This is a genomic window from Pseudomonas yamanorum (genome assembly GCF_900105735.1).
GTDB lineage: Bacteria > Pseudomonadota > Gammaproteobacteria > Pseudomonadales > Pseudomonadaceae > Aquipseudomonas > Aquipseudomonas yamanorum.
Genome location: NZ_LT629793.1, coordinates 3,104,863 through 3,123,138, shown reverse-complemented (window position 1 = coordinate 3,123,138; position 18,276 = coordinate 3,104,863). Strand labels below are relative to the sequence as shown.

Annotated in this window: 17 protein-coding genes; 5 read left to right on the top strand and 12 right to left on the bottom strand. The window is 60.8% G+C overall.

The annotated features are described in order from the left end of the window. Positions 1 to 134: 134 nt before the first annotated feature. The 7 genes from tauD to BLU46_RS14780 all read right to left on the bottom strand — a co-directional run bounded on the left by tauD (position 135) and on the right by BLU46_RS14780 (position 8,367). A complete protein-coding gene (gene tauD / locus BLU46_RS14810) occupies positions 135 to 971 on the bottom strand; it encodes a taurine dioxygenase (protein ID WP_093202891.1) in 837 nt (278 codons plus the stop codon). A gap of 21 nt (positions 972 to 992) precedes the next feature. Further along, complete coding sequence (tauC, locus tag BLU46_RS14805) at positions 993 to 1,829, bottom strand: taurine ABC transporter permease TauC (protein ID WP_093202887.1); 837 nt, start codon at positions 1,827 to 1,829, stop codon at positions 993 to 995. Beyond that, positions 1,826 to 2,605: a taurine ABC transporter ATP-binding subunit gene (gene tauB / locus BLU46_RS14800; protein ID WP_029615807.1), complete on the bottom strand. Its 780-nt coding sequence runs from the start codon at positions 2,603 to 2,605 to the stop codon at positions 1,826 to 1,828. The genes tauC and tauB overlap by 4 nt, the downstream gene beginning before the upstream one ends. Before the next feature lie 18 nt (positions 2,606 to 2,623). Beyond that, positions 2,624 to 3,601: a taurine ABC transporter substrate-binding protein gene (gene tauA / locus BLU46_RS14795; protein WP_003213167.1), complete on the bottom strand. Its 978-nt coding sequence runs from the start codon at positions 3,599 to 3,601 to the stop codon at positions 2,624 to 2,626. Between the two features lie 260 nt (positions 3,602 to 3,861). Next, the gene (gene gshA / locus BLU46_RS14790) at positions 3,862 to 5,445 is read right to left on the bottom strand and encodes a glutamate--cysteine ligase (RefSeq protein WP_093202882.1); all 1,584 of its coding nucleotides are present in this window, start codon (positions 5,443 to 5,445) and stop codon (positions 3,862 to 3,864) included. A gap of 214 nt (positions 5,446 to 5,659) precedes the next feature. After that, a complete protein-coding gene (locus BLU46_RS14785; RefSeq protein ID WP_008435797.1) occupies positions 5,660 to 6,043 on the bottom strand; it encodes a PaaI family thioesterase in 384 nt (127 codons plus the stop codon). Continuing rightward, a complete protein-coding gene (locus BLU46_RS14780; RefSeq protein ID WP_093202878.1) occupies positions 6,043 to 8,367 on the bottom strand; it encodes a Tex family protein in 2,325 nt (774 codons plus the stop codon). The genes BLU46_RS14785 and BLU46_RS14780 overlap by 1 nt, the downstream gene beginning before the upstream one ends. 357 nt (positions 8,368 to 8,724) lie before the next feature. Here BLU46_RS14780 and ompR point away from each other — a divergent pair, with 357 nt between their 5' ends. Both ompR and BLU46_RS14770 read left to right on the top strand, forming a co-directional pair. Beyond that, positions 8,725 to 9,465 (top strand): osmolarity response regulator transcription factor OmpR, encoded by a 741-nt coding sequence (gene ompR / locus BLU46_RS14775; protein WP_003213175.1) that lies wholly within the window; start codon positions 8,725 to 8,727, stop codon positions 9,463 to 9,465. A gap of 116 nt (positions 9,466 to 9,581) precedes the next feature. Continuing rightward, a complete protein-coding gene (locus tag BLU46_RS14770) occupies positions 9,582 to 10,895 on the top strand; it encodes an ATP-binding protein (protein WP_003213176.1) in 1,314 nt (437 codons plus the stop codon). 124 nt (positions 10,896 to 11,019) lie between these two features. On the opposite strand, the gene rimK is transcribed toward BLU46_RS14770, so the two are convergent. From rimK to rimA, 3 genes are read right to left on the bottom strand one after another with little or no spacing between them, the layout of a single operon-like run. Beyond that, entirely contained in the window at positions 11,020 to 11,925 is a 906-nt protein-coding gene (gene rimK / locus BLU46_RS14765) for a 30S ribosomal protein S6--L-glutamate ligase (RefSeq protein WP_003213178.1), read from the bottom strand. Further along, positions 11,922 to 12,404, bottom strand: a complete 483-nt coding sequence (rimB, locus tag BLU46_RS14760; protein WP_003213181.1) for a retropepsin-like aspartic endopeptidase RimB — start codon at positions 12,402 to 12,404, stop codon at positions 11,922 to 11,924. Before rimB ends, rimK begins: the two co-directional genes overlap by 4 nt. A 16-nt stretch (positions 12,405 to 12,420) precedes the next feature. Then, entirely contained in the window at positions 12,421 to 13,200 is a 780-nt protein-coding gene (gene rimA / locus BLU46_RS14755; protein ID WP_063033587.1) for a S6 modification regulatory phosphodiesterase RimA, read from the bottom strand. Positions 13,201 to 13,316: 116 nt separating this feature from the next. On the opposite strand from rimA, the gene BLU46_RS14750 reads away from it, so the two are divergent. Further along, a complete protein-coding gene (locus BLU46_RS14750; protein WP_017478112.1) occupies positions 13,317 to 13,724 on the top strand; it encodes an RNA-binding S4 domain-containing protein in 408 nt (135 codons plus the stop codon). Between the two features lie 42 nt (positions 13,725 to 13,766). Here BLU46_RS14750 and BLU46_RS14745 read toward each other — a convergent pair whose 3' ends face one another. Next, a complete protein-coding gene (locus BLU46_RS14745; protein ID WP_093202875.1) occupies positions 13,767 to 14,567 on the bottom strand; it encodes a phosphatase PAP2 family protein in 801 nt (266 codons plus the stop codon). 125 nt (positions 14,568 to 14,692) lie between these two features. Between BLU46_RS14745 and hslO the strand changes: the two genes are divergently transcribed. Together hslO and BLU46_RS14735 are read left to right on the top strand one after the other, a co-directional pair. Then, the gene (gene hslO, locus BLU46_RS14740; RefSeq protein WP_063033585.1) at positions 14,693 to 15,595 is read left to right on the top strand and encodes an Hsp33 family molecular chaperone HslO; all 903 of its coding nucleotides are present in this window, start codon (positions 14,693 to 14,695) and stop codon (positions 15,593 to 15,595) included. A gap of 179 nt (positions 15,596 to 15,774) precedes the next feature. After that, complete coding sequence (locus BLU46_RS14735; RefSeq protein WP_093202870.1) at positions 15,775 to 17,316, top strand: phosphoenolpyruvate carboxykinase; 1,542 nt, start codon at positions 15,775 to 15,777, stop codon at positions 17,314 to 17,316. A gap of 57 nt (positions 17,317 to 17,373) precedes the next feature. Here the strand turns inward: BLU46_RS14735 and BLU46_RS14730 are convergent, their stop codons facing one another. After that, on the bottom strand, positions 17,374 to 18,225 hold the full coding sequence (locus BLU46_RS14730) for a DMT family transporter (protein WP_093202865.1): 852 nt from the start codon (positions 18,223 to 18,225) through the stop codon (positions 17,374 to 17,376). Positions 18,226 to 18,276: the final 51 nt, after the last annotated feature.

Sequence of the window (18,276 nt, the reverse complement as noted above, 5' to 3'; positions counted from 1 at the left end):
ATTTCTGCATCAACCCCTACCCAATGTGGGAGCGGGCTTGCTCGCGAAAGCGGAGTGTCAGTCGCTGGATATGTCGACTGATTCACCGCCTTCGCGAGCAAGCCCGCTCCCACATTTGATTTGTGGAGTGCCTGCTAGAACGGCACATCCCCCAAAATTGTCGCCCGATGCATCACCCGCCGTTGCGGCCGGTAATCATCCACCGCGTAATGCTGGGTCACGCGGTTATCCCAGAACGCCACGTCATTTTTCTGCCAACGCCAGCGAATGGTGAATTCCGGCCGTGTCGCGTGCGCAAACAACAGCTTCAGCACCGCCTCGCTTTCTGCCGGCTCCAGTTCGTTGATCTTGCTGGTGAACCCTTCACTGACGAACAGCGATTTACGCCCGCTCACCGGATGCGTACGAATCACCGGATGGGACAGCGGTGGGTTCTTGCGCCGGGCTTCTTCCCAGCGTGCCAGGTCTTCCGGCGTATTGCCGTAGCGTTCCAGAGGGAAGGAGCGGGTGAAGTCATGGGTCGCCGTCAAATCCTCCAGCAGCTTTTTGAACGGCTCCGACAGCGCCTCATACGCGGCAATCCCGCTGGCCCATAACGTATCGCCACCAAACTCCGGCAATAGCTTGGCGCTGAGCACCGCGCCGAGGGCGGGCGTGGGCAGGAAAGTCACGTCGGTGTGCCAGATGGCGTTGTCGCGTACGTCGGTCACGGCGGTGTCGAGGATCAGCACTTCAGGCTGTTCCGGCACGTTGGGGTAGATCGGGTGAATGTGCAGGTCGCCGAAATTTGCCGCGAACCGCGCCTGTTGCTGCGGGTTGATCGGCTGATTGCGGAAGAACAGCACCGAATGTTTGAGCAGCGCCTGTTCGATCGCGTCGCGGTGCTCGATGTTCAGCGGTTGGGTGATGTCGACGCCACTGATCTGTGCGCCAAGGGCGGTGCTGAGAGGTGTTACGGTCAGGCTGCTCATGGGATTCTCGTCGAAAAATGCTTAGTGTGCCTGGCCATGCCACGGCACCAATTTGCGCTGCAGGGCACGCAAGCCCATTTCCATGGCGAAGGCGATCAGCGCGATCACCAGAATCCCCAGCACCACCACGTCGGTGACCAGGAATTGCGCGGCGGACTGCACCATGAAGCCCAGGCCGCTGGTGGCGGCGATCAGCTCGGCGGCCACCAGGGTCGACCAGCCGACACCCAGGCCAATCCGCACGCCGGTGAGGATGTCGGGGAGGGCGCTTGGCAGGATCACGTAGCGAATCAGCTGTGCCCGGGTCGCGCCCAACGACTGCGCAGCGCGCAATTTGGCCGGGTCGACGGTGCGTACGCCGGTGGCGGTGGCGATGGCGATCGGCGCAAAAATCGCCAGGTAGATCAGCAGCACCTTGGACAGCTCACCGATACCGCACCAGATCACGATCAGCGGCAAGTAAGCCAGCGGCGGAATCGGCCGGTAAAACTCGATCAGCGGATCCAGAATGCCCCGGGCGATGCGATTGGAGCCAATGGCAATCCCCACCGGCACGGCGGTCAGTACGGCAAAACCGAGGCCGAGGCCGATGCGCTTGAGGCTCGCGCCCAGGTGCTGCCACAAGGTGGAGTCCATGTAGCCGGTGGTCGCCAGCAGCCAGCCTTTTTGCAGCACGGCCGAAGGCGGTGGCAGGAACAGTGGCTCGATCAGCCCGCTGACGGTCACGGCCCACCAGATGGCAACCAGGGTCACCAAGGTGAGCACGCTGATCCAGCGGGTGCTCAGGCTGCGGCGTACGGGCACGGCGGGTTTGGTCACCGGCTTGGCGGCCGTGACCGGTAATTCATAACTGCTCATGCGGACACCTGCCGTTGGGAGAACACCTTGCCCAGCACGTGTTCGCGGGTTTCGATAAAGCGCGGGTCGGACTTGATCGCCCGTGCCGACTCACCGGCGGCATAACGCTGGCCGAAGTCCAGGCTCAGGCGTTCGACGATCTGCCCGGGGTTGGGCGCCAGCAGAATCAGGTCCGTAGCGAGGAACACCGCTTCTTCGATGTCATGGGTAATCAGGAACACCGGCTTGGCTGTGCGCCGCCAGACTTGCAGCAGCAGCTCCTGCATCTGTTCGCGGGTGAAGGCATCGAGGGCGCCGAAGGGTTCATCCATCAGCAATACGCGCGGGTCGGCGGCCAACGCGCGGGCCAGGCCCACACGTTGCTTCTGGCCACCGGAGAGTTGCCAGATACGGCGGCTGTCGAAACCGGCGAGGTCCACCAGGGCGAGCATTTCCCGAGCGCGGATTTCACGCTGGGCCTTGGGCACGCCCGCCAGTTCCAGGCCGAAGCCGACGTTGGCCAGCACGTCCTGCCAGGGCAGCAGGGCGTCGTCCTGGAACACCACGCCGCGTTCGGCGCTTGGTCCTTTTACCGGCACACCGTCAAGGGTGATGCGCCCGGCGCTGGGTTCGACAAAACCGGCAATCAGGTTCAACAGCGAAGTCTTGCCACTGCCGGAAGGACCGAGGGCCACCAGCAATTGCTGGGGGCCAAGGCTCAAGGAAATATCGGCCAGTACGGGCTCCGGGCTGCCTGGGTACTGTGCGCTGATGCGCTCCAGTTGTAGCAAGGCCATCGCGGTGAACTCCTGGTATCAGTTAGTGATGAACTTCGGGCTGACGTACGGGGCGTAGTCCGGCAGTACGGCGTCGACCTTGCCCTGTTCCTTGAGGAACGCGGCGGTGTCGGTGACAGCCTTGGTGGTTGGCGCGCCGAGCAGGGTCACCTGGTCAGCCGCCAGCGGGTAGACGTTGCCCTGCAGCAGTAATGGAATGTCGCTGGCCTTGGCCCCGGAGAGCTTCACCAGTTTGTCGACGTTGCCTTTGTCCGCCAGCCAGGCTTGTGGGTCTTTGCGGTAAGCGGCGTAGGCATCCAGGGTGACCTTGGCAAAAGCCGTGACGATTTCCGGGTGCTTCTCGGCGAAATCCTTACGCACGATCCAGGCATCGAAGGTCGGCGCGCCGAACTTGGCCAGTTCGCCGGAGGTGATCAGCACCTTGCCGTTTTCCTTGGCCACGCCGAGGGCTGGGTCCCATACGTAAGTCGCGTCGATATCACCACGCTTCCAGGCGGCGATGATGGCCGGCGGGGCGAGGTTGAGGATGGTCACTTTGGAAGGGTCGATGTTCCAGTGCTTCAGCGCGGCCAGCAGGCTGTAGTGGCCGGTGGAAACGAACGGCACGGCGACTTTCTTGCCGATCAGGTCCTGCGGGCTGTTGATCCCGGAACCGTTGCGGGCCACCAGGGCTTCGGCACCGCCGATCTGGGTGGCGATCAGGAAGGTTTCCACCGGGACCTTGCGGGTCACGGCAGCGGTCAGCGGGCTGGAACCGAGGTAGCCGATCTGCACGTCACCGGAAGCGATGGCGGCGATGATGTCGGCACCGTTGTCGAATTTGCGCCAGTCGATCTTGGCATTGGTAGCTTTTTCATAAGCGCCGTCGGCCTGGGCGACTTTCGCCGGGTCAACGGTGGTCTGGTAAGCGATGGTCACATCGGCGGCCTGGGCAAACAGGCTGGCACCGGCCAGGGACAACGCCGCCAGGAGGCGAAGGGGGAAATGCAGTTTCAAGGGGGAAGTCCTCATCAGGCGGCCGGAGGTCGGCGTGTGAGAAGACTAAATGATCTAAGAATCCGAAAATAAATAACATTTTCGAATTAGCTTATGAGGAGAAACTCGAGCACCAAGTTAGAAGGCGCATGGCCAAATGTGGGAGCTGGCTTGCCTGCGATAGCATCGACTCGGTACTAATGAAATACCGCGGCGCCTGCATCGCGGGCAAGCCCGGCTCCCACAAGAGCCCGGCCCCCACAGGGTTTTGTGCCAGGCTTTTAGTTACTGATAGCGAGGATGCTCGCCTGGTACGACCCGACAAACACGTCAAAATCGCCCACTTCGTTCTGCTCAAGCTCCGCCTGCTGCGCCAACGAACTACGCGCCAGTTCCTCAAAACGCGCCTGTTCCTCAGCCTTCAACGGCTCGCTGCGGAAGTGTTCTGCGTGCACCTGGCTCTGATGCAACGAGAACTGCGCAAAGCTCTCTTTACGCTCGCTCATCGCCGCCAACACCTGGGCCGACGGGGTCAGGGACGAATCCTTGACCTTCGCCAACTGGGCGTCCAGCGCCTGGCTGTGTTCAGTGATGCCCTGGCTCTGATCCAGCAAGGCTGCCAGCGGAGCAATCTGCTCCAGCAACTCGGCGGCCCATTCCTTCATGTCCACCGATTCGCCACGGCGCTGCAATTGCAGGCCCGGACGGCGACCTTCCTTGACCACGCTGAGGAAATTGGAGGTGGCGTTGCCGCACTCGTTGTCGGCGAACAGCGGGCTGTCATTCAACGCGCAATACAGCAGGAACGCATCGAGGAAGCGCGACTCTTGCAAGTCGATGCCCATCGGCAGGAACGGGTTGATGTCCAGGCAGCGCACTTCGATGTACTGAATGCCCCGGGCCATCAGCGCCTGGATCGGCCGTTCGCCGGTGTAGGTCACGCGCTTGGGCCGGATGTTGGAGTAGTACTCGTTTTCGATCTGCAGGATGTTGGTGTTGAGCTGCACCCACTCACCGTCCTTATGGGTGCCGACTTCGACGTACGGCGCGTAGGGCGTTGCCACAGCTGTGCGCAGGCTGTCGGTGTAGCTCGCCAGGTCGTTGTAGCACGGCGTCAGGCCAGCCTGGGCGTTGCTCTGGTAACCCAGGTCGCTCATGCGCAGGCTGGTGGCGTACGGCAGGTACAGGGTGTCGGCGTCCAGCACTTCCAGCTGATGCGAGCGACCACGCAGGAAACCCGCGTCCAGGGCCGGCGAGGCGCCGAACAGGTACATCAGCAGCCAGCTGTAGCGGCGGAAGTTGCGGATCAGCGCGATATAGGCCGTGGACTGGTAGTCACGGTCGGTACCCACGTAGCCTTCGGCTTCCTTGAGCAACGGCCAGAGGTCTTCCGGCAGGGAAAAGTTGTAGTGGATCCCGGCGATGCACTGCATGGTCTTGCCGTACCGCAGGGCCAGGCCCTTGCGATACACGTACTTGAGCTGTCCGATGTTGGAGGTGCCGTAGTAGGCAATCGGAATATCTTCCTCGGCCGGCAACGGGCACGGCATCGATGGACTCCACAGGTACTCGTTGCCGAGCTTGCTGTAGGCAAAGCGATGGATCTTGTCGAGGCTGCTCAGGGTATCGGCCGGGTTGGGCAACGCCGGTGTGATGAACTCAAGCAGCGACTCGGAATAGTCGGTGGTGATCTGTTCGTGGGTCAGTGCAGCGCCCAGCGCCTCGGGATGCGGCGTTTGTGCCAGTCGGCCTTCACCGGTGACGCGCAGGCATTCGCGCTCGATGCCGTGCAGGCATTGCTCGAGCAAAGAGAGGTGTTCGTGCTTGCCGAGCAGGGCCAGGCGGCGGTTGAGAAGTTCGCTCAAGTTGGATTCCTTCACGCGTCAGTCGCCCCAATATGGGGGTGGGCAGGACGGTCTACAAGGGTGAAGTGGAAACTGGCGTTATCGCCTGGTTTTCGAGCCGGATTGACCCACTCTGAAAGAGCCGCCTTCGTCCCTGAATCTGGCTATCGCGCACGAGGAAAAGTTCGGCGCAACTTTCGAAGCGCCGAAATTAACTCAAATCGATGACAGGGAGCTATAGGACAGCGAAGGTGCCTTGTGCTTTTGCGACCAGTTTTTCGTCCTGGTACACGTCCGCCTCGACCACCAGCGTACGCCGACCGGGGTGAATCACCCGGGCAGTGCACAGCACATCGCCGTCGGAAACGGCGCGGATGTAGTTGATCTTGCATTCAATGGTCGCGCTTTGCTGGTCGAAACCATGGGAGCTGGAACAGGCCAGCCCCATGGCAATGTCCACCAGGCTGAAGATCGCCCCGCCATGGAGCTTGCCAGCGCGGTTGCGCAACTGCGGCTCCAGGGTCATGGCCACCTCTGCAACCCCGGTTTCCAGGCGTTGCAGGCGGCAGCCAATGAGTTCGCTGAAAGCGCTGTGGGTCAAGCCGGCTGGCAGTTCCATTAACGTTTCTTCAGTTGTTTGGCGTTGGCGAACAGCGAGGCCATGGCGTTATTGGCCGGGGCTGGCGCGGCGGTTTCCTTGCGGGGTGCACTGCCTTGGGACTGGCGTGGCGCCGAGCCTGGGCGGGCGCCGCGGGCACCGTCGATTTTCTCGCCCGGGGTGTCGCTCATGCGCATCGACAGGCCGACGCGTTTGCGCGGGATGTCGACTTCCATGACCTTGACCTTGACCACGTCACCGGCTTTTACCGCTTCGCGCGGGTCCTTGATGAACTTCTCCGAAAGCGCGGAGATGTGCACCAAACCGTCCTGATGCACGCCGATATCCACAAACGCGCCAAAGTTGGTCACGTTGGTCACCACACCTTCGAGGATCATCCCCAGTTGCAGGTCCTTGAGGTCTTCGACGCCGTCCTGGAACTCGGCTGTCTTGAACTCGGGACGCGGGTCGCGGCCCGGTTTTTCCAGCTCTTGCAGGATGTCGGTGATGGTCGGCACGCCGAAGGTTTCGTCGGTGTACTTTTTCGGGTCCAGGCGCTTGAGGAACGCGGCGTCGCCGATCAGCGAGCGGATGTCACGGTCGGTTTCAGCGGCGATGCGTTGTACCAGCGGGTAGGCTTCCGGGTGGACGGCCGAGGAGTCCAGCGGGTTGTCGCCGTTCATGACGCGCAGGAAGCCGGCGGCTTGTTCGAAGGTTTTTTCGCCAAGGCGTGCGACTTTTTTCAGCGCTGCACGGGTCTTGAACGCACCGTTTTCGTCGCGGTGGGTCACGATGTTCTGTGCCAGGGTGGCGTTAAGGCCGGAAATTCGGGCCAACAGCGCTACCGATGCGGTGTTCACATCCACACCGACCTTGTTCACGCAGTCTTCCACTACTGCATCCAGGCCGCGTGCCAGTTTCAGCTGCGATACGTCGTGCTGGTACTGGCCGACGCCGATGGATTTCGGATCGATCTTCACCAGTTCGGCCAATGGATCCTGCAGGCGGCGAGCGATGGACACGGCGCCACGGATCGACACGTCGAGGTCCGGAAATTCCTTGGAAGCCAGTTCAGACGCGGAGTACACCGAAGCGCCGGCCTCGGAGACCATCACCTTGGTCATCTGCATGCCTGGGTATTTTTTGATCAGCTCGGCGGCCAGCTTGTCGGTTTCACGGCTGGCGGTGCCGTTGCCGATGGCGATCAGGTCCACTGAGTGCTTGGCGCATAAGGCGGCCAGGATCGCGATGGTCTGGTCCCACTTGTTGTGTGGCACGTGGGGGTAAACCGTGGCGTGATCCAGCAGCTTGCCGGTGGCGTCGACCACGGCAACCTTGCAGCCGGTACGCAAGCCCGGGTCGAGGCCCAGGGTGGCGCGTGGGCCGGCTGGCGCGGCCAGCAGCAGGTCGTGCAGGTTGTGGGCGAACACGCTGATGGCTTCGGTCTCGGCGCCGTCGCGCAGCTCGCCCAGCAAGTCGGTTTCCAGGTGGGTGTAGAGCTTGACCTTCCAGGTCCAGCGCACGACTTCACTGAGCCACTTGTCCGCAGGACGGTTCTGATTCTGGATGCCGAATTGTTGACCGATCATGCCTTCGCACGGGTGCATGGTGCCGGGCAGCTCGTCGCCGACCTTCAGTGCGGAGCTCAGGATGCCTTCGTTGCGACCGCGGAAAATCGCGAGGGCGCGGTGGGACGGCATGCTTTTCAGCGGCTCGTCGTGTTCGAAGTAATCGCGGAACTTGGCGCCTTCCTCTTCCTTGCCGGCGATCACGCGGGCACTGAGGGTGGCTTCCTGCTTCAGGTAATTGCGCAGTTTTTCCAGCAGGTTGGCGTCTTCCGCGAAGCGCTCCATGAGGATGTACTTGGCGCCTTCGAGGGCGGCCTTGACGTCGGCCACGCCTTTTTCGGCATCGACAAAACGTGCAGCTTCGGTTTCCGGGGCCAGGGACGGGTCGTTGAACAGACCGTCGGCCAGCTCGCCGAGGCCGGCTTCCAGGGCGATCTGGCCCTTGGTGCGGCGCTTCTGCTTGTACGGCAGGTACAAGTCTTCGAGGCGGGTCTTGGTGTCGGCGAGCTTGATGTCGCGTTCCAGTTGCGGGGTCAGCTTGCCTTGCTCTTCGATGCTGGCGAGGATGCTGATACGCCGTTCGTCGAGTTCTCGCAGGTAGCGCAGGCGCTCTTCCAGATGCCGCAACTGGATATCATCGAGGCTGCCGGTGACTTCTTTACGGTAACGGGCGATGAAGGGCACTGTGGAGCCTTCATCCAGTAGAGCGACGGCCGCTTCGACCTGTTGTGGGCGTACACCGAGTTCCTCGGCGATGCGGCTGTTGATGCTGTCCATAAAACCACCTGAAATTCTGAAAGCAGGCTCGCAGGCCCGGAAAACAAGGCTTGCGAGGCTGGTTGAGCGGCCCGACTGGCGCCGCTGCCTGGGTCAAGAGGCAGCCTATTGACCCTCGAAATCGAAAAAATCACTACAAGCGGGTGAAAAAAATCCCCTGGCAGTAAACGGCAACGAACTGACGTTGCCCTGCACAAAGGCGCCGCATTATAACCAGCGTTCCGCCCTTGGGGGGATTGCGGCCAAGGTTGTAGGGCGCGGGTTCGCTGGCGGTAGAGGAAAAATCTGCTAACAATGCACACGGTGCGTATAACGGCAGCTACGCCATAATGCGCGCCGAGATAAGAGGAGCATCTAATGAGCAGCACTGCACAAACTGCTGAAGGCGAAAAAATTCTCATCGTTGATGACGATCCGGGGCTGAGCAGCCTGCTGGAGCGTTTCTTCAACTCCAAGGGCTATCGCGCACGCGCGGTGCCAAACACCGAACAGATGGACCGCCTGTTGGGACGTGAAGTCTTCAACCTGGTGGTGCTGGACCTGATGCTGCCCGGCGAAGACGGCCTGACCGCCTGCAAACGCCTGCGCGGCGCCAACAATCAGATCCCGATCATCATGCTGACCGCCAAGGGCGATGAGCTGAGCCGTATCAAGGGCCTGGAACTGGGCGCCGACGATTACCTGGCCAAGCCGTTCAACCCGGACGAGCTGATGGCGCGGGTCAAGGCCGTACTGCGCCGCCAGGCTGCCCCGGTACCGGGTGCTCCAGGCAGCGAAGACGAAAGCGTGACCTTCGGCGACTACGAGCTGTCATTGGCCACCCGTGAGCTCAAGCGTGGCGATGAAGTGCACATGTTGACCACCGGCGAATTCGCCGTGCTCAAGGCGTTGGTGATGAACGCGCGCCAGCCGCTTACCCGCGACAAGCTGATGAACCTGGCCCGCGGCCGCGAATGGGACGCCCTGGAGCGCTCCATCGACGTACAAATCTCCCGTCTGCGCCGGATGATCGAACCCGATCCATCCAAGCCGCGTTATATCCAGACGGTGTGGGGCGTGGGTTACGTGTTTGTGCCGGATGGCACTGCAACCAAGTGACCGATGATTTGCAGAAGCGGGCTTGCCGGTGATGACTCGATAAGAGTCAGCCGGTTGCCCGGCGTTTGCAATTCTGCGAGCCTCGCTCGCTCCTGCAAGGTGTCTAGCTGTCTTCTATGAAAACCCCGTTGTGGTTCCCGCAAAGTTTCTTCTCACGCACCCTTTGGCTGGTGCTCATCGTCGTACTGTTTTCCAAGGCCCTGACACTGGTTTATCTGTTGATGAACGAAGACGTGCTGGTGGACCGGCAGTACAGCCACGGTGTCGCCCTGACCTTGCGCGCCTACTGGGCCGCAGACCCCGAGAACCGCGAGAAGATCGCCAAGGCCGCTACCCTGGTCCGGGTCGCGGGTGCGGGTGTGCCCGAGGGCGAGCAACATTGGCCCTACAGCGAAATCTACCAACGCCAGATGCAGGCCGAACTGGGTGAAGACACCGAGGTGCGGCTACGCATGCATGTATCACCGGCGCTCTGGGTGCGGGCCCCAAGCCTGGGCGAGGACTGGCTGAAGGTGCCGCTGTATCCGCATCCATTGCGGGGGCAGAAGATCTGGAACGTGTTGGGCTGGTTCCTGGCGATTGGTTTGCTTTCCACCGCGTCTGCCTGGATTTTCGTGCGCCAGCTCAATCAGCCGCTCAAACGCCTGGTGTTTGCGGCACGCCAGCTTGGTCAGGGCCGTAGCGTGCGGCTGCCCATCAGCGACACGCCGAGTGAAATGACCGAGGTGTACAGCGCGTTCAACCAGATGGCCGAGGATGTCGAACAGGCGGGGCGCGAGCGCGAGCTGATGCTGGCGGGGGTGTCCCATGACCTGCGCACGCCATTGACGCGTTTGCGGCTTTCCCTGGAACTGATGGGCAACCACACCGACCTTACCGACGACATGGTTCGAGACATCGAGGACATGGACGCGATTCTCGACCAGTTCCTCGCGTTCATCCGCGATGGCCGGGACGAGGTGGTGGAAGAGGTCGACCTGACGGACCTGGTGCGTGAGGTGGTGGCGCCCTACAACCAGAACGGTGAGCAGGTGCGCATGCGCCTGGAGCCGATCCAGCCGTTCGCGTTGCGTCGGGTCTCAATGAAACGCTTGCTGAACAACCTGATTGGCAACGCCCTGCATCACGCCGGTTCCGATGTGGAAGTGGCGGCCTACGTTTCCGGGGATACCAGTGCGCCATACGTGGTGCTGAGTGTCATGGATCGTGGCGCCGGTATCGATCCGGCAGAGCTGGAAGGCATCTTCAACCCGTTCACCCGTGGTGATCGTGCCAGGGGTGGCAAAGGCACGGGCCTGGGGCTGGCGATTGTGCGGCGGATTGCTTCGATGCATGGCGGCAATGTCGAATTGCGTAACCGGCCGGATGGCGGTTTGGAAGCACGGGTGCGTTTGCCGTTGGGGCTGATGTTGCCTAGGGACGCGGTCTAAATGTGGGAGCGGGCTTGCTCGCGAAGGCGGTGGGTCAGTCCATAGAAATGTTGACTGATCCACCGCCTTCGCGAGCAAGCCCGCTCCCACACTGGTTTTGCGGTGCTTTACAGGTTGGGAGTCCTCAACCTTTGCCTTTGGTCCTGGTCATATTCGGCCCACCACTCTTCTCCAGATGCTGAATGATGATCCCCGCCACATCCTTGCCGGTGGTGGTCTCAATCCCTTCCAGGCCCGGTGACGAGTTCACCTCCATCACCAGTGGCCCGTGATTGGAACGCAAGATATCCACACCCGCCACGCTCAACCCCATGACCTTGGCTGCCCGCAGTGCGGTCATGCGTTCTTCCGGGGTGATCTTGATCAGACTGGCACTTCCGCCACGGTGCAGGTTGGACCGAAACTCACCCGGCTTGGCCTGGCGCTTCATCGCGGCAATCACCTTGTCGCCCACCACGAAGCAGCGGATATCCGCACCGCCAGCTTCCTTGATGTACTCCTGCACCATGATGTTCTGCTTGAGGCCCATAAACGCCTCGATCACCGATTCGGCCGCTGTCGCGGTTTCACACAGCACTACGCCGATACCCTGGGTGCCTTCCAGTACCTTGATCACCAGCGGTGCACCGTTGACCATCTCGATCAGGTCGGGGATGTCATCCGGGGAGTGTGCAAAGCCGGTGACCGGCAAACCAATGCCACGGCGCGACAGCAGCTGCAGCGAACGCAGTTTGTCCCGCGAACGGGCGATCGCCACCGATTCATTGAGGGGAGAGACCCCCATCATTTCAAACTGGCGCAGCACTGCGCAGCCATAGAACGTTACCGAAGCACCGATACGCGGGATCACCGCATCGAAGCCTTCCAGCGGTTTGCCCCGGTAGTGGATCTGCGGCTTATGACTGGCAATGTTCATATAGGCGCGCAACGTATCGATCACCACCATCTCATGGCCACGTTCGGTGCCGGCCTCGACCAGGCGACGGGTGGAATACAGACGCGGGTTACGCGACAGCACAGCGATCTTCATGCAGCACCTGTGGCAGAGGTAGTAGAGACCGGGAACACCGGCTTGTCTTGAACGTATTTGACGCCGGGACTGACCACCAGTTGGCCGTCAATCAGGGCCTTGGAGCCCAGCAACAGGCGGTAACGCATGGCCTTGCGGCAGGCGAGGGTGAATTCTACCCGCCATACCCGATCGCCCAGGGCCAGGGTGGTGCTGATCACATACCGCACCTGGGCCTGGCCATTGGAGCTTTTAATGGTTTTCATCGCCACCAGCGGCGCTTCGCAGCGTCGGTGACGCAGTTGCACCACGCTGCCCAGGTGCGCGGTGAAGCGCACCCACTTTGCACCGTCGCGCTCAAATGGCTCGATCTCGGTCGCATGCAGGCTTGAGGTACTGGCGCCGGTGTCGATCTTGGCGCGCAGGCCTGCCACTCCCAAGTCGGGAAGTGCCACCCACTCACGCAGACCCACAACGGTCAAATGGTCAAATGTCTTCAATATGAATAACCAGCAATTAATTCGCCCAGGCCTCGGGTGATACCTTGGCCAGGGCTTTGAATGCAGGCTTGGCGAACCAGTAGCCTTGCATCAGGAAAATTCCACAGTCGGCGAGAAAGTCTCGTTCGCCGGCACTTTCGATGCCTTCGGCGATGACAGTAACGCCCAACTGCTCACAGATTGTGACAATCCCCCGGACGATCACCTGACGGACACGATCACGGTCGACATCGCGGATCAGCGCCATGTCGAGTTTGATCAGGTCAGGTTGGAAATCGGCCAGCAGATTCAGCCCCGAATAGCCCGCCCCGAAATCGTCGATGGCGGTCTTGAAGCCGAATTCGCGGTATTCACGCAGAATATTCGTCAAATGGCGATAGTTATCTACGTGCTCGCTTTCCAGTGTTTCGAAAATCAGGCGGTCCAGCGGAAAATTGTGCGCGCGAGCTGCCTCCAGGGTGCTGCGAATGCAAAGTTCCGGCCGATACACCGCGTTGGGCATGAAGTTGATTGAAAGGTGCGTCTGCATGCCCAGTGTCGAGGCGGTGGCAATCGCCTTGGTGCGGCATTGCTGGTCGAAACGGTAGCGATTGCTGTCGTTGACTTGATCCAGCACCGACAACGCGCCCTCACCGTTGACCCCGCGCACCAGGGCTTCATGGGCAAAGATCGACTGGTCCCGCAGGTCCACGATAGGCTGATACGCAAAATCAAACTCAAAACCCAGCGGTTCACTTTGCTGGCAACCCGCACAGCCTTGTTTGGGTGAGGTGAGTGAAACAGGAAAGTCGGTCACACGTTAACCTCGCGAAAACAGGATACTGCCTGGCGTATCTTAGGTGAGGTGAAGGGTTTATGCGTTGAAGGGGTTCAACGGTAAAGTTGCGACATTTTTCAGAGCGAGGAATTCAAGTGGCTCAGAAGCAGGAAGAGGAAGAAAAAGTCCGTTTGGACAAGTGGTTGTGGGCGGCGCGCTTCTTCAAGACCCGCGCCCTGGCCAAAGCGGCCATCGAGAGTGGCAAGGTGCATTGGCGCGGTGAGCGTTGCAAGCCCGGCAAGGAGCCGCGCATCGGCGATGAGTTCCAGATCCGTGCCGGGTTTGATGAGCGAACCGTCGTGGTCCAGGCGCTTTCAATTGTGCGAAAAGGCGCTCCCGAGGCGCAGGCGTTGTATACCGAAACCGAAGCCAGCATCGCCAAGCGCGAAAACGCGGCGGCCATGCGCAAGGCGGGCTCCCTGGGCATGACCACCGACGGCAAGCCGAGCAAGAAACAGCGGCGCGACCTGTTCAAGTTTCGCGGCAGTGGCAATGATGATTAACCGGCAGACTGCAGGAGCCAGGCCGGCTCCTGCAACTTCAACTCAAACGCTGCGAATCACGCTCAAGCGATTAACCAGCGGCACTCGCTGAAACCACTCAAACACCGGTCCCGTCAGCCGCAACAGCCCCCCTGAAACTTTCGCCGCAAAGGGCGTGTAGTAACCCCAACCCAGCGCCAACAGCGCCAGCAATACCCCGCCGATATAGTCGTCCTGCCCCCAATGCGCGCCGGCCACCAGCCGCGGCATCATGAACAGCAGCGCCAGGCCCCAGATCACCAGGACGTGCCCGAGGCGCTTGGCGAACACGCTCATGAACATCCCCCAGATCAACAACACCGAAGCATGATCCCCCGGGAAGCTCTGGCTGGAGCGGTCCTTCAATTCCCACGTTTTCTCAAGGCCTGGAAAATAGTCGCTCATCTGAATCGCCCCGCTGATCACCATCGACGGGCTATGGTGTTGCCAGCCCATCTGCGCTGCCAGCTTGGAAAACAGCATGCGGATAAACAACAACAGCAGCAGAATGCCCAGGAATCCAAAAAACGCCTGGCGCACTTCAATCGCCTTGAACACCCAGTCGCCGCGGATCAACAGCGCCAGCAGAATCACCCCCACCACGGCATCAAACGGGCGCAAACTGGCCACCGCCCACACATGCAACCACGCCTGGCTGCTCGCCAAGGGGTCGTTGAGCAGATGAAACAGCCACTCGTCGAAAACCACACAGAGCGCCTGGCCCGCTGGCCAGAGCCAAAAACACAGCAGCCCCACAGCGAATAAATTGCACAGGGCCAATCGCCCGAGGTTCCACCTGGCTTGGAACAAACCCGGATTGTTCATAAACTGTTTCCTCTTTGCTTTAAAGCGCTTCGTTTTCCTGAAGAAGGCCGCACCAAAATGGTGCTAAAGCGTGTAATTCTATAAACGTTGTCATCTTTTTGTCATCAATTCAGATACCCAGACCTATGACTGATCTACCGGATACCGACTTCACCCAACGCTTCATCTTCGACGACAGCGACGCCCGTGGCGAACTGGTCGCCCTGGAGCGCAGCTATGCCGAAGTCCTCGCCAAGCACCCCTATCCGGAGCCGGTCGCGCAATTGCTCGGCGAGCTGATGGCGGCTGCCTCGCTGCTGGTGGGCACCCTGAAGTTCGATGGCTTGCTGATCCTGCAGGCCCGTTCCGAAGGCCCGATCCCGCTGCTGATGATCGAATGCTCCAGCGAGCGTGAAATCCGTGGCCTGGCCCGATACGACGCGGACCGGATCGCTCCCGATGCCACCCTGGCTGACCTGATGCCTGACGGCGTGCTGGCACTGACCGTCGACCCGACTGAAGGCCAGCGTTACCAGGGCATCGTCGACCTCGACGGCGAAACCCTGTCCGACTGCTTCACCAACTATTTCGTGATGTCCCAGCAAGTCGGCACCCGCTTCTGGCTGAACGCCGACGGCAAGCGCGCCCGTGGCCTGTTGCTGCAACAATTGCCGGCCGACCGTATCAAGGATGAAGAAGACCGTGCCGACAGCTGGGCCCATATCACCGCCCTGGCCGGTACCTTGAAAGCCGAAGAACTGCTGGGCCTGGACAACGAAACCATCCTGCACCGCCTCTACCACGAAGAGGCCGTGCGCCTGTTCGACGTGCAATCCCTGCACTTCCACTGCAGTTGCTCCCGCGAGCGTTCGGCCACTGCCCTGGTCAGCCTGGGTCTGGAAGATGCGCAGGCCCTGGTGGTGGAACACGGTGGCAACATCGAGATCGACTGCCAGTTCTGCAACCAGCGCTACCTGTTCGACGCCGCCGATATTGCTCAATTATTCGCCGGCGCGGGCGTAGACACCCCTTCAGGCACCCGCCACTAAAACGTTTAAGCACAGGTAAATCACCTGACAAACGCCGGATTTCCGCCGTTCTGACCGGAGGGCCCTACTCTTTTTGGGCTTTTCTGGCATAATCCGGCCCACTTTTTTCGCGGTAGTAGTGCGCAACTTTCTACTACAAAACGTTTGGAGCACTCGGCCACTGGCCGACGGGGAACCTCATGACGCAAGCCAATAACGCCGTATACACCGATCTGAGTGTTGACGATCTGGTCAAAGAAGCCCTGCAGCGCGGTGAAGGCGTGCTTGCCGATACCGGCGCGCTGGTCGTAGAAACCGGTCATCGTACCGGCCGTTCGCCAGTCGACCGCTTCATTGTTGAAGAGCCTTCCACCCAGGCTGCCATTGCCTGGGGCCCGATCAACCGCAAGTTCCCGGCCGACAAGTTCGATGCCCTGTGGGCTCGCGTCGAGGCATTCAACAACGCGCAAGAGCATTTCGTTTCCCACGTTCACGTAGGGGCTGCAGAAGACCACTACCTGGCCGTGAAAATGACCACCCAGACTGCCTGGCAGAACCTGTTCGGTCGTTGCCTGTTCATCAATCCGGCCCAGTACAACCCCGCCGGTCGTGAAGAGTGGCAAGTGCTCAACGTAGCCAACTTCGAATGCGTGCCAGAGCGTGACGGCACCAACTCCGACGGTTGCGTGATCCTTAACTTTGCCCAGAAAAAAGTGCTGATCGCCGGCATGCGTTACGCCGGTGAGATGAAAAAAGCCATGTTCTCGGTGCAGAACTTCCTGCTGCCGGCCTCCGACGTACTGCCGATGCACTGCGCCGCCAACATCGGCGAAGCAGGCGACGTGACCCTGTTCTTCGGCCTGTCGGGCACGGGTAAAACCACCCTGTCCGCCGACGAAAGCCGCTACCTGATCGGCGACGACGAACACGGCTGGGGCGAAGGCGTTGTGTTCAACATCGAAGGCGGTTGCTATGCCAAGTGCATCGACCTGTCCGAGAAGAACGAGCCGGTTATCTGGAAAGCCATCAAGCACGGCGCCGTGCTGGAAAACGTCGTCATCGATGACGCCAAGCACGCCGACTACGCTGACGTCAGCCTGACCCAGAACAGCCGCGCCGCCTACCCGCTGGAACACGTTGCCAAGCGCTCCGAGAAAAACTTCGGTGGCGAGCCAAACGCCGTGATCTTCCTGACCTGCGACCTGACCGGCGTACTGCCGCCAGTCTCGATCCTCAGCGAAGAACAAGCGGCCTACCACTTCCTGTCCGGTTACACCGCACTGGTGGGCTCGACCGAAATGGGTTCGGGCGCCGGCATCAAGTCGACCTTCTCCACCTGCTTCGGCGCACCGTTCTTCCCGCGCCCGGCTGGCGAATACGCAGAACTGCTGATCAAGCGCATCCGCGGCTTCGGCTCCAAGGTTTACCTGGTCAACACCGGCTGGACCGGCGGCGGCTACGGCGTTGGCAAGCGCTTCAACATCCCGACCACCCGTGGCGTGATTGCAGCGATCCAGAGCGGTGCGTTGATTGGTGCCGAGACCGAGCACCTCGACACCATCAACCTGGACGTGCCATTGGCTGTACCGGGCGTCGAGACTGGCCTGCTGAACCCACGTAACACCTGGGCTGACAAGGCTGCTTACGATGAAGCCGCCAAGGCGCTGGCGGGTCTGTTCGTTGAGAACTTCAAGAAGTTTGAAGTGAGCGATGCGATCAAGGCTGCGGGTCCGAAGTTGTAAGATTCGGCCGTTGTGAAAAAGCCGCCCCTTGTGGGCGGCTTTTTTGTGGGCGAAGAATTAGTCGACGAGGTGCAATACCACAGCTCCGACCAACACCAGCACCACACCGGTTATTTGCACTGCCGACAGTCGTTCCTTGAAAAATACAAACCCCAGGATCGCGGCGATCCCGCCGGATAAGGTACTGATCACGGTCACTACCGAAACCGATCCCGCCATTGCACCCCACGAGAATGCCGAGAATCCACCCAGGTTCATCACGCTCGCGCCGGTCAGCGTTGCACAGTTTTTCAGCGGTGGGATTTTCAGGCCGTCTTTGACTTTGAGCACCATCAACACCAATACGCATAGCCCTACCAGGTAACCCAGCCAAAGCATCGTGACCGGTCCAAGCGTCGGCAGGGTGTAACGACCCTGCACCCAAAAACTGGTGCCGTAGAGCAACGCTGCGAGCATCGCGTAGCCGATCGAGCTGCTGGAGTTGTTGTGAGGCACGCCGTTGTCCTTGTGGATACTGGAAAGGATCACACCCACCACGCACAGGGCGATGCAGCCGAGCTGGCTCAGGCTGATGTGTTCGCCGCTGGCCCATGACAGCAAAGTAGTCACCACGCCGTAGGACGTCACCAGAGGCGCGACGATGGCCGCTTTGCCCAGAGCGAAGGCCTTGGACAGTGCGAGGGCGCCGGAGACGGTCAGCAGGGCTGCTGCGGCGCCCAGGAGCCAGACACTCAAAGGCGCCGCGAGGGATTTGACGAGGAAGGCCGGGAATATGACCAGCAGCAGGGTCATGATCAGGAAGCCCAGGGCCTGGCCGAAGTACACCGCGCGTTTGACGCCGACGGCTCGGGCGTTGAGGCCGACGAGGAAGTCCGTGCCGCCCCAGAGCAGGGCGGCCAGCAGGCCCATTAGTACGTCCATGTAAGGTCCTTGTTATTTTTTGAAGGCTGCGGTGTATCG

Coding starts and splice junctions, on each gene's coding strand:
- hslO (WP_063033585.1), top strand. CDS start 14,693: ATGACTGATCTACCGGATACCGACTTCACCCAACGCTTCATCTTCGAC.
- BLU46_RS14730 (WP_093202865.1), bottom strand. CDS start 18,225: ATGGGCCTGCTGGCCGCCCTGCTCTGGGGCGGCACGGACTTCCTCGTC.
- BLU46_RS14785 (WP_008435797.1), bottom strand. CDS start 6,043: ATGGAACTGCCAGCCGGCTTGACCCACAGCGCTTTCAGCGAACTCATT.
- ompR (WP_003213175.1), top strand. CDS start 8,725: ATGAGCAGCACTGCACAAACTGCTGAAGGCGAAAAAATTCTCATCGTT.
- BLU46_RS14770 (WP_003213176.1), top strand. CDS start 9,582: ATGAAAACCCCGTTGTGGTTCCCGCAAAGTTTCTTCTCACGCACCCTT.
- tauC (WP_093202887.1), bottom strand. CDS start 1,829: ATGAGCAGTTATGAATTACCGGTCACGGCCGCCAAGCCGGTGACCAAA.
- rimK (WP_003213178.1), bottom strand. CDS start 11,925: ATGAAGATCGCTGTGCTGTCGCGTAACCCGCGTCTGTATTCCACCCGT.
- BLU46_RS14780 (WP_093202878.1), bottom strand. CDS start 8,367: ATGGACAGCATCAACAGCCGCATCGCCGAGGAACTCGGTGTACGCCCA.
- tauB (WP_029615807.1), bottom strand. CDS start 2,605: ATGGCCTTGCTACAACTGGAGCGCATCAGCGCACAGTACCCAGGCAGC.
- BLU46_RS14745 (WP_093202875.1), bottom strand. CDS start 14,567: ATGAACAATCCGGGTTTGTTCCAAGCCAGGTGGAACCTCGGGCGATTG.
- tauD (WP_093202891.1), bottom strand. CDS start 971: ATGAGCAGCCTGACCGTAACACCTCTCAGCACCGCCCTTGGCGCACAG.
- BLU46_RS14735 (WP_093202870.1), top strand. CDS start 15,775: ATGACGCAAGCCAATAACGCCGTATACACCGATCTGAGTGTTGACGAT.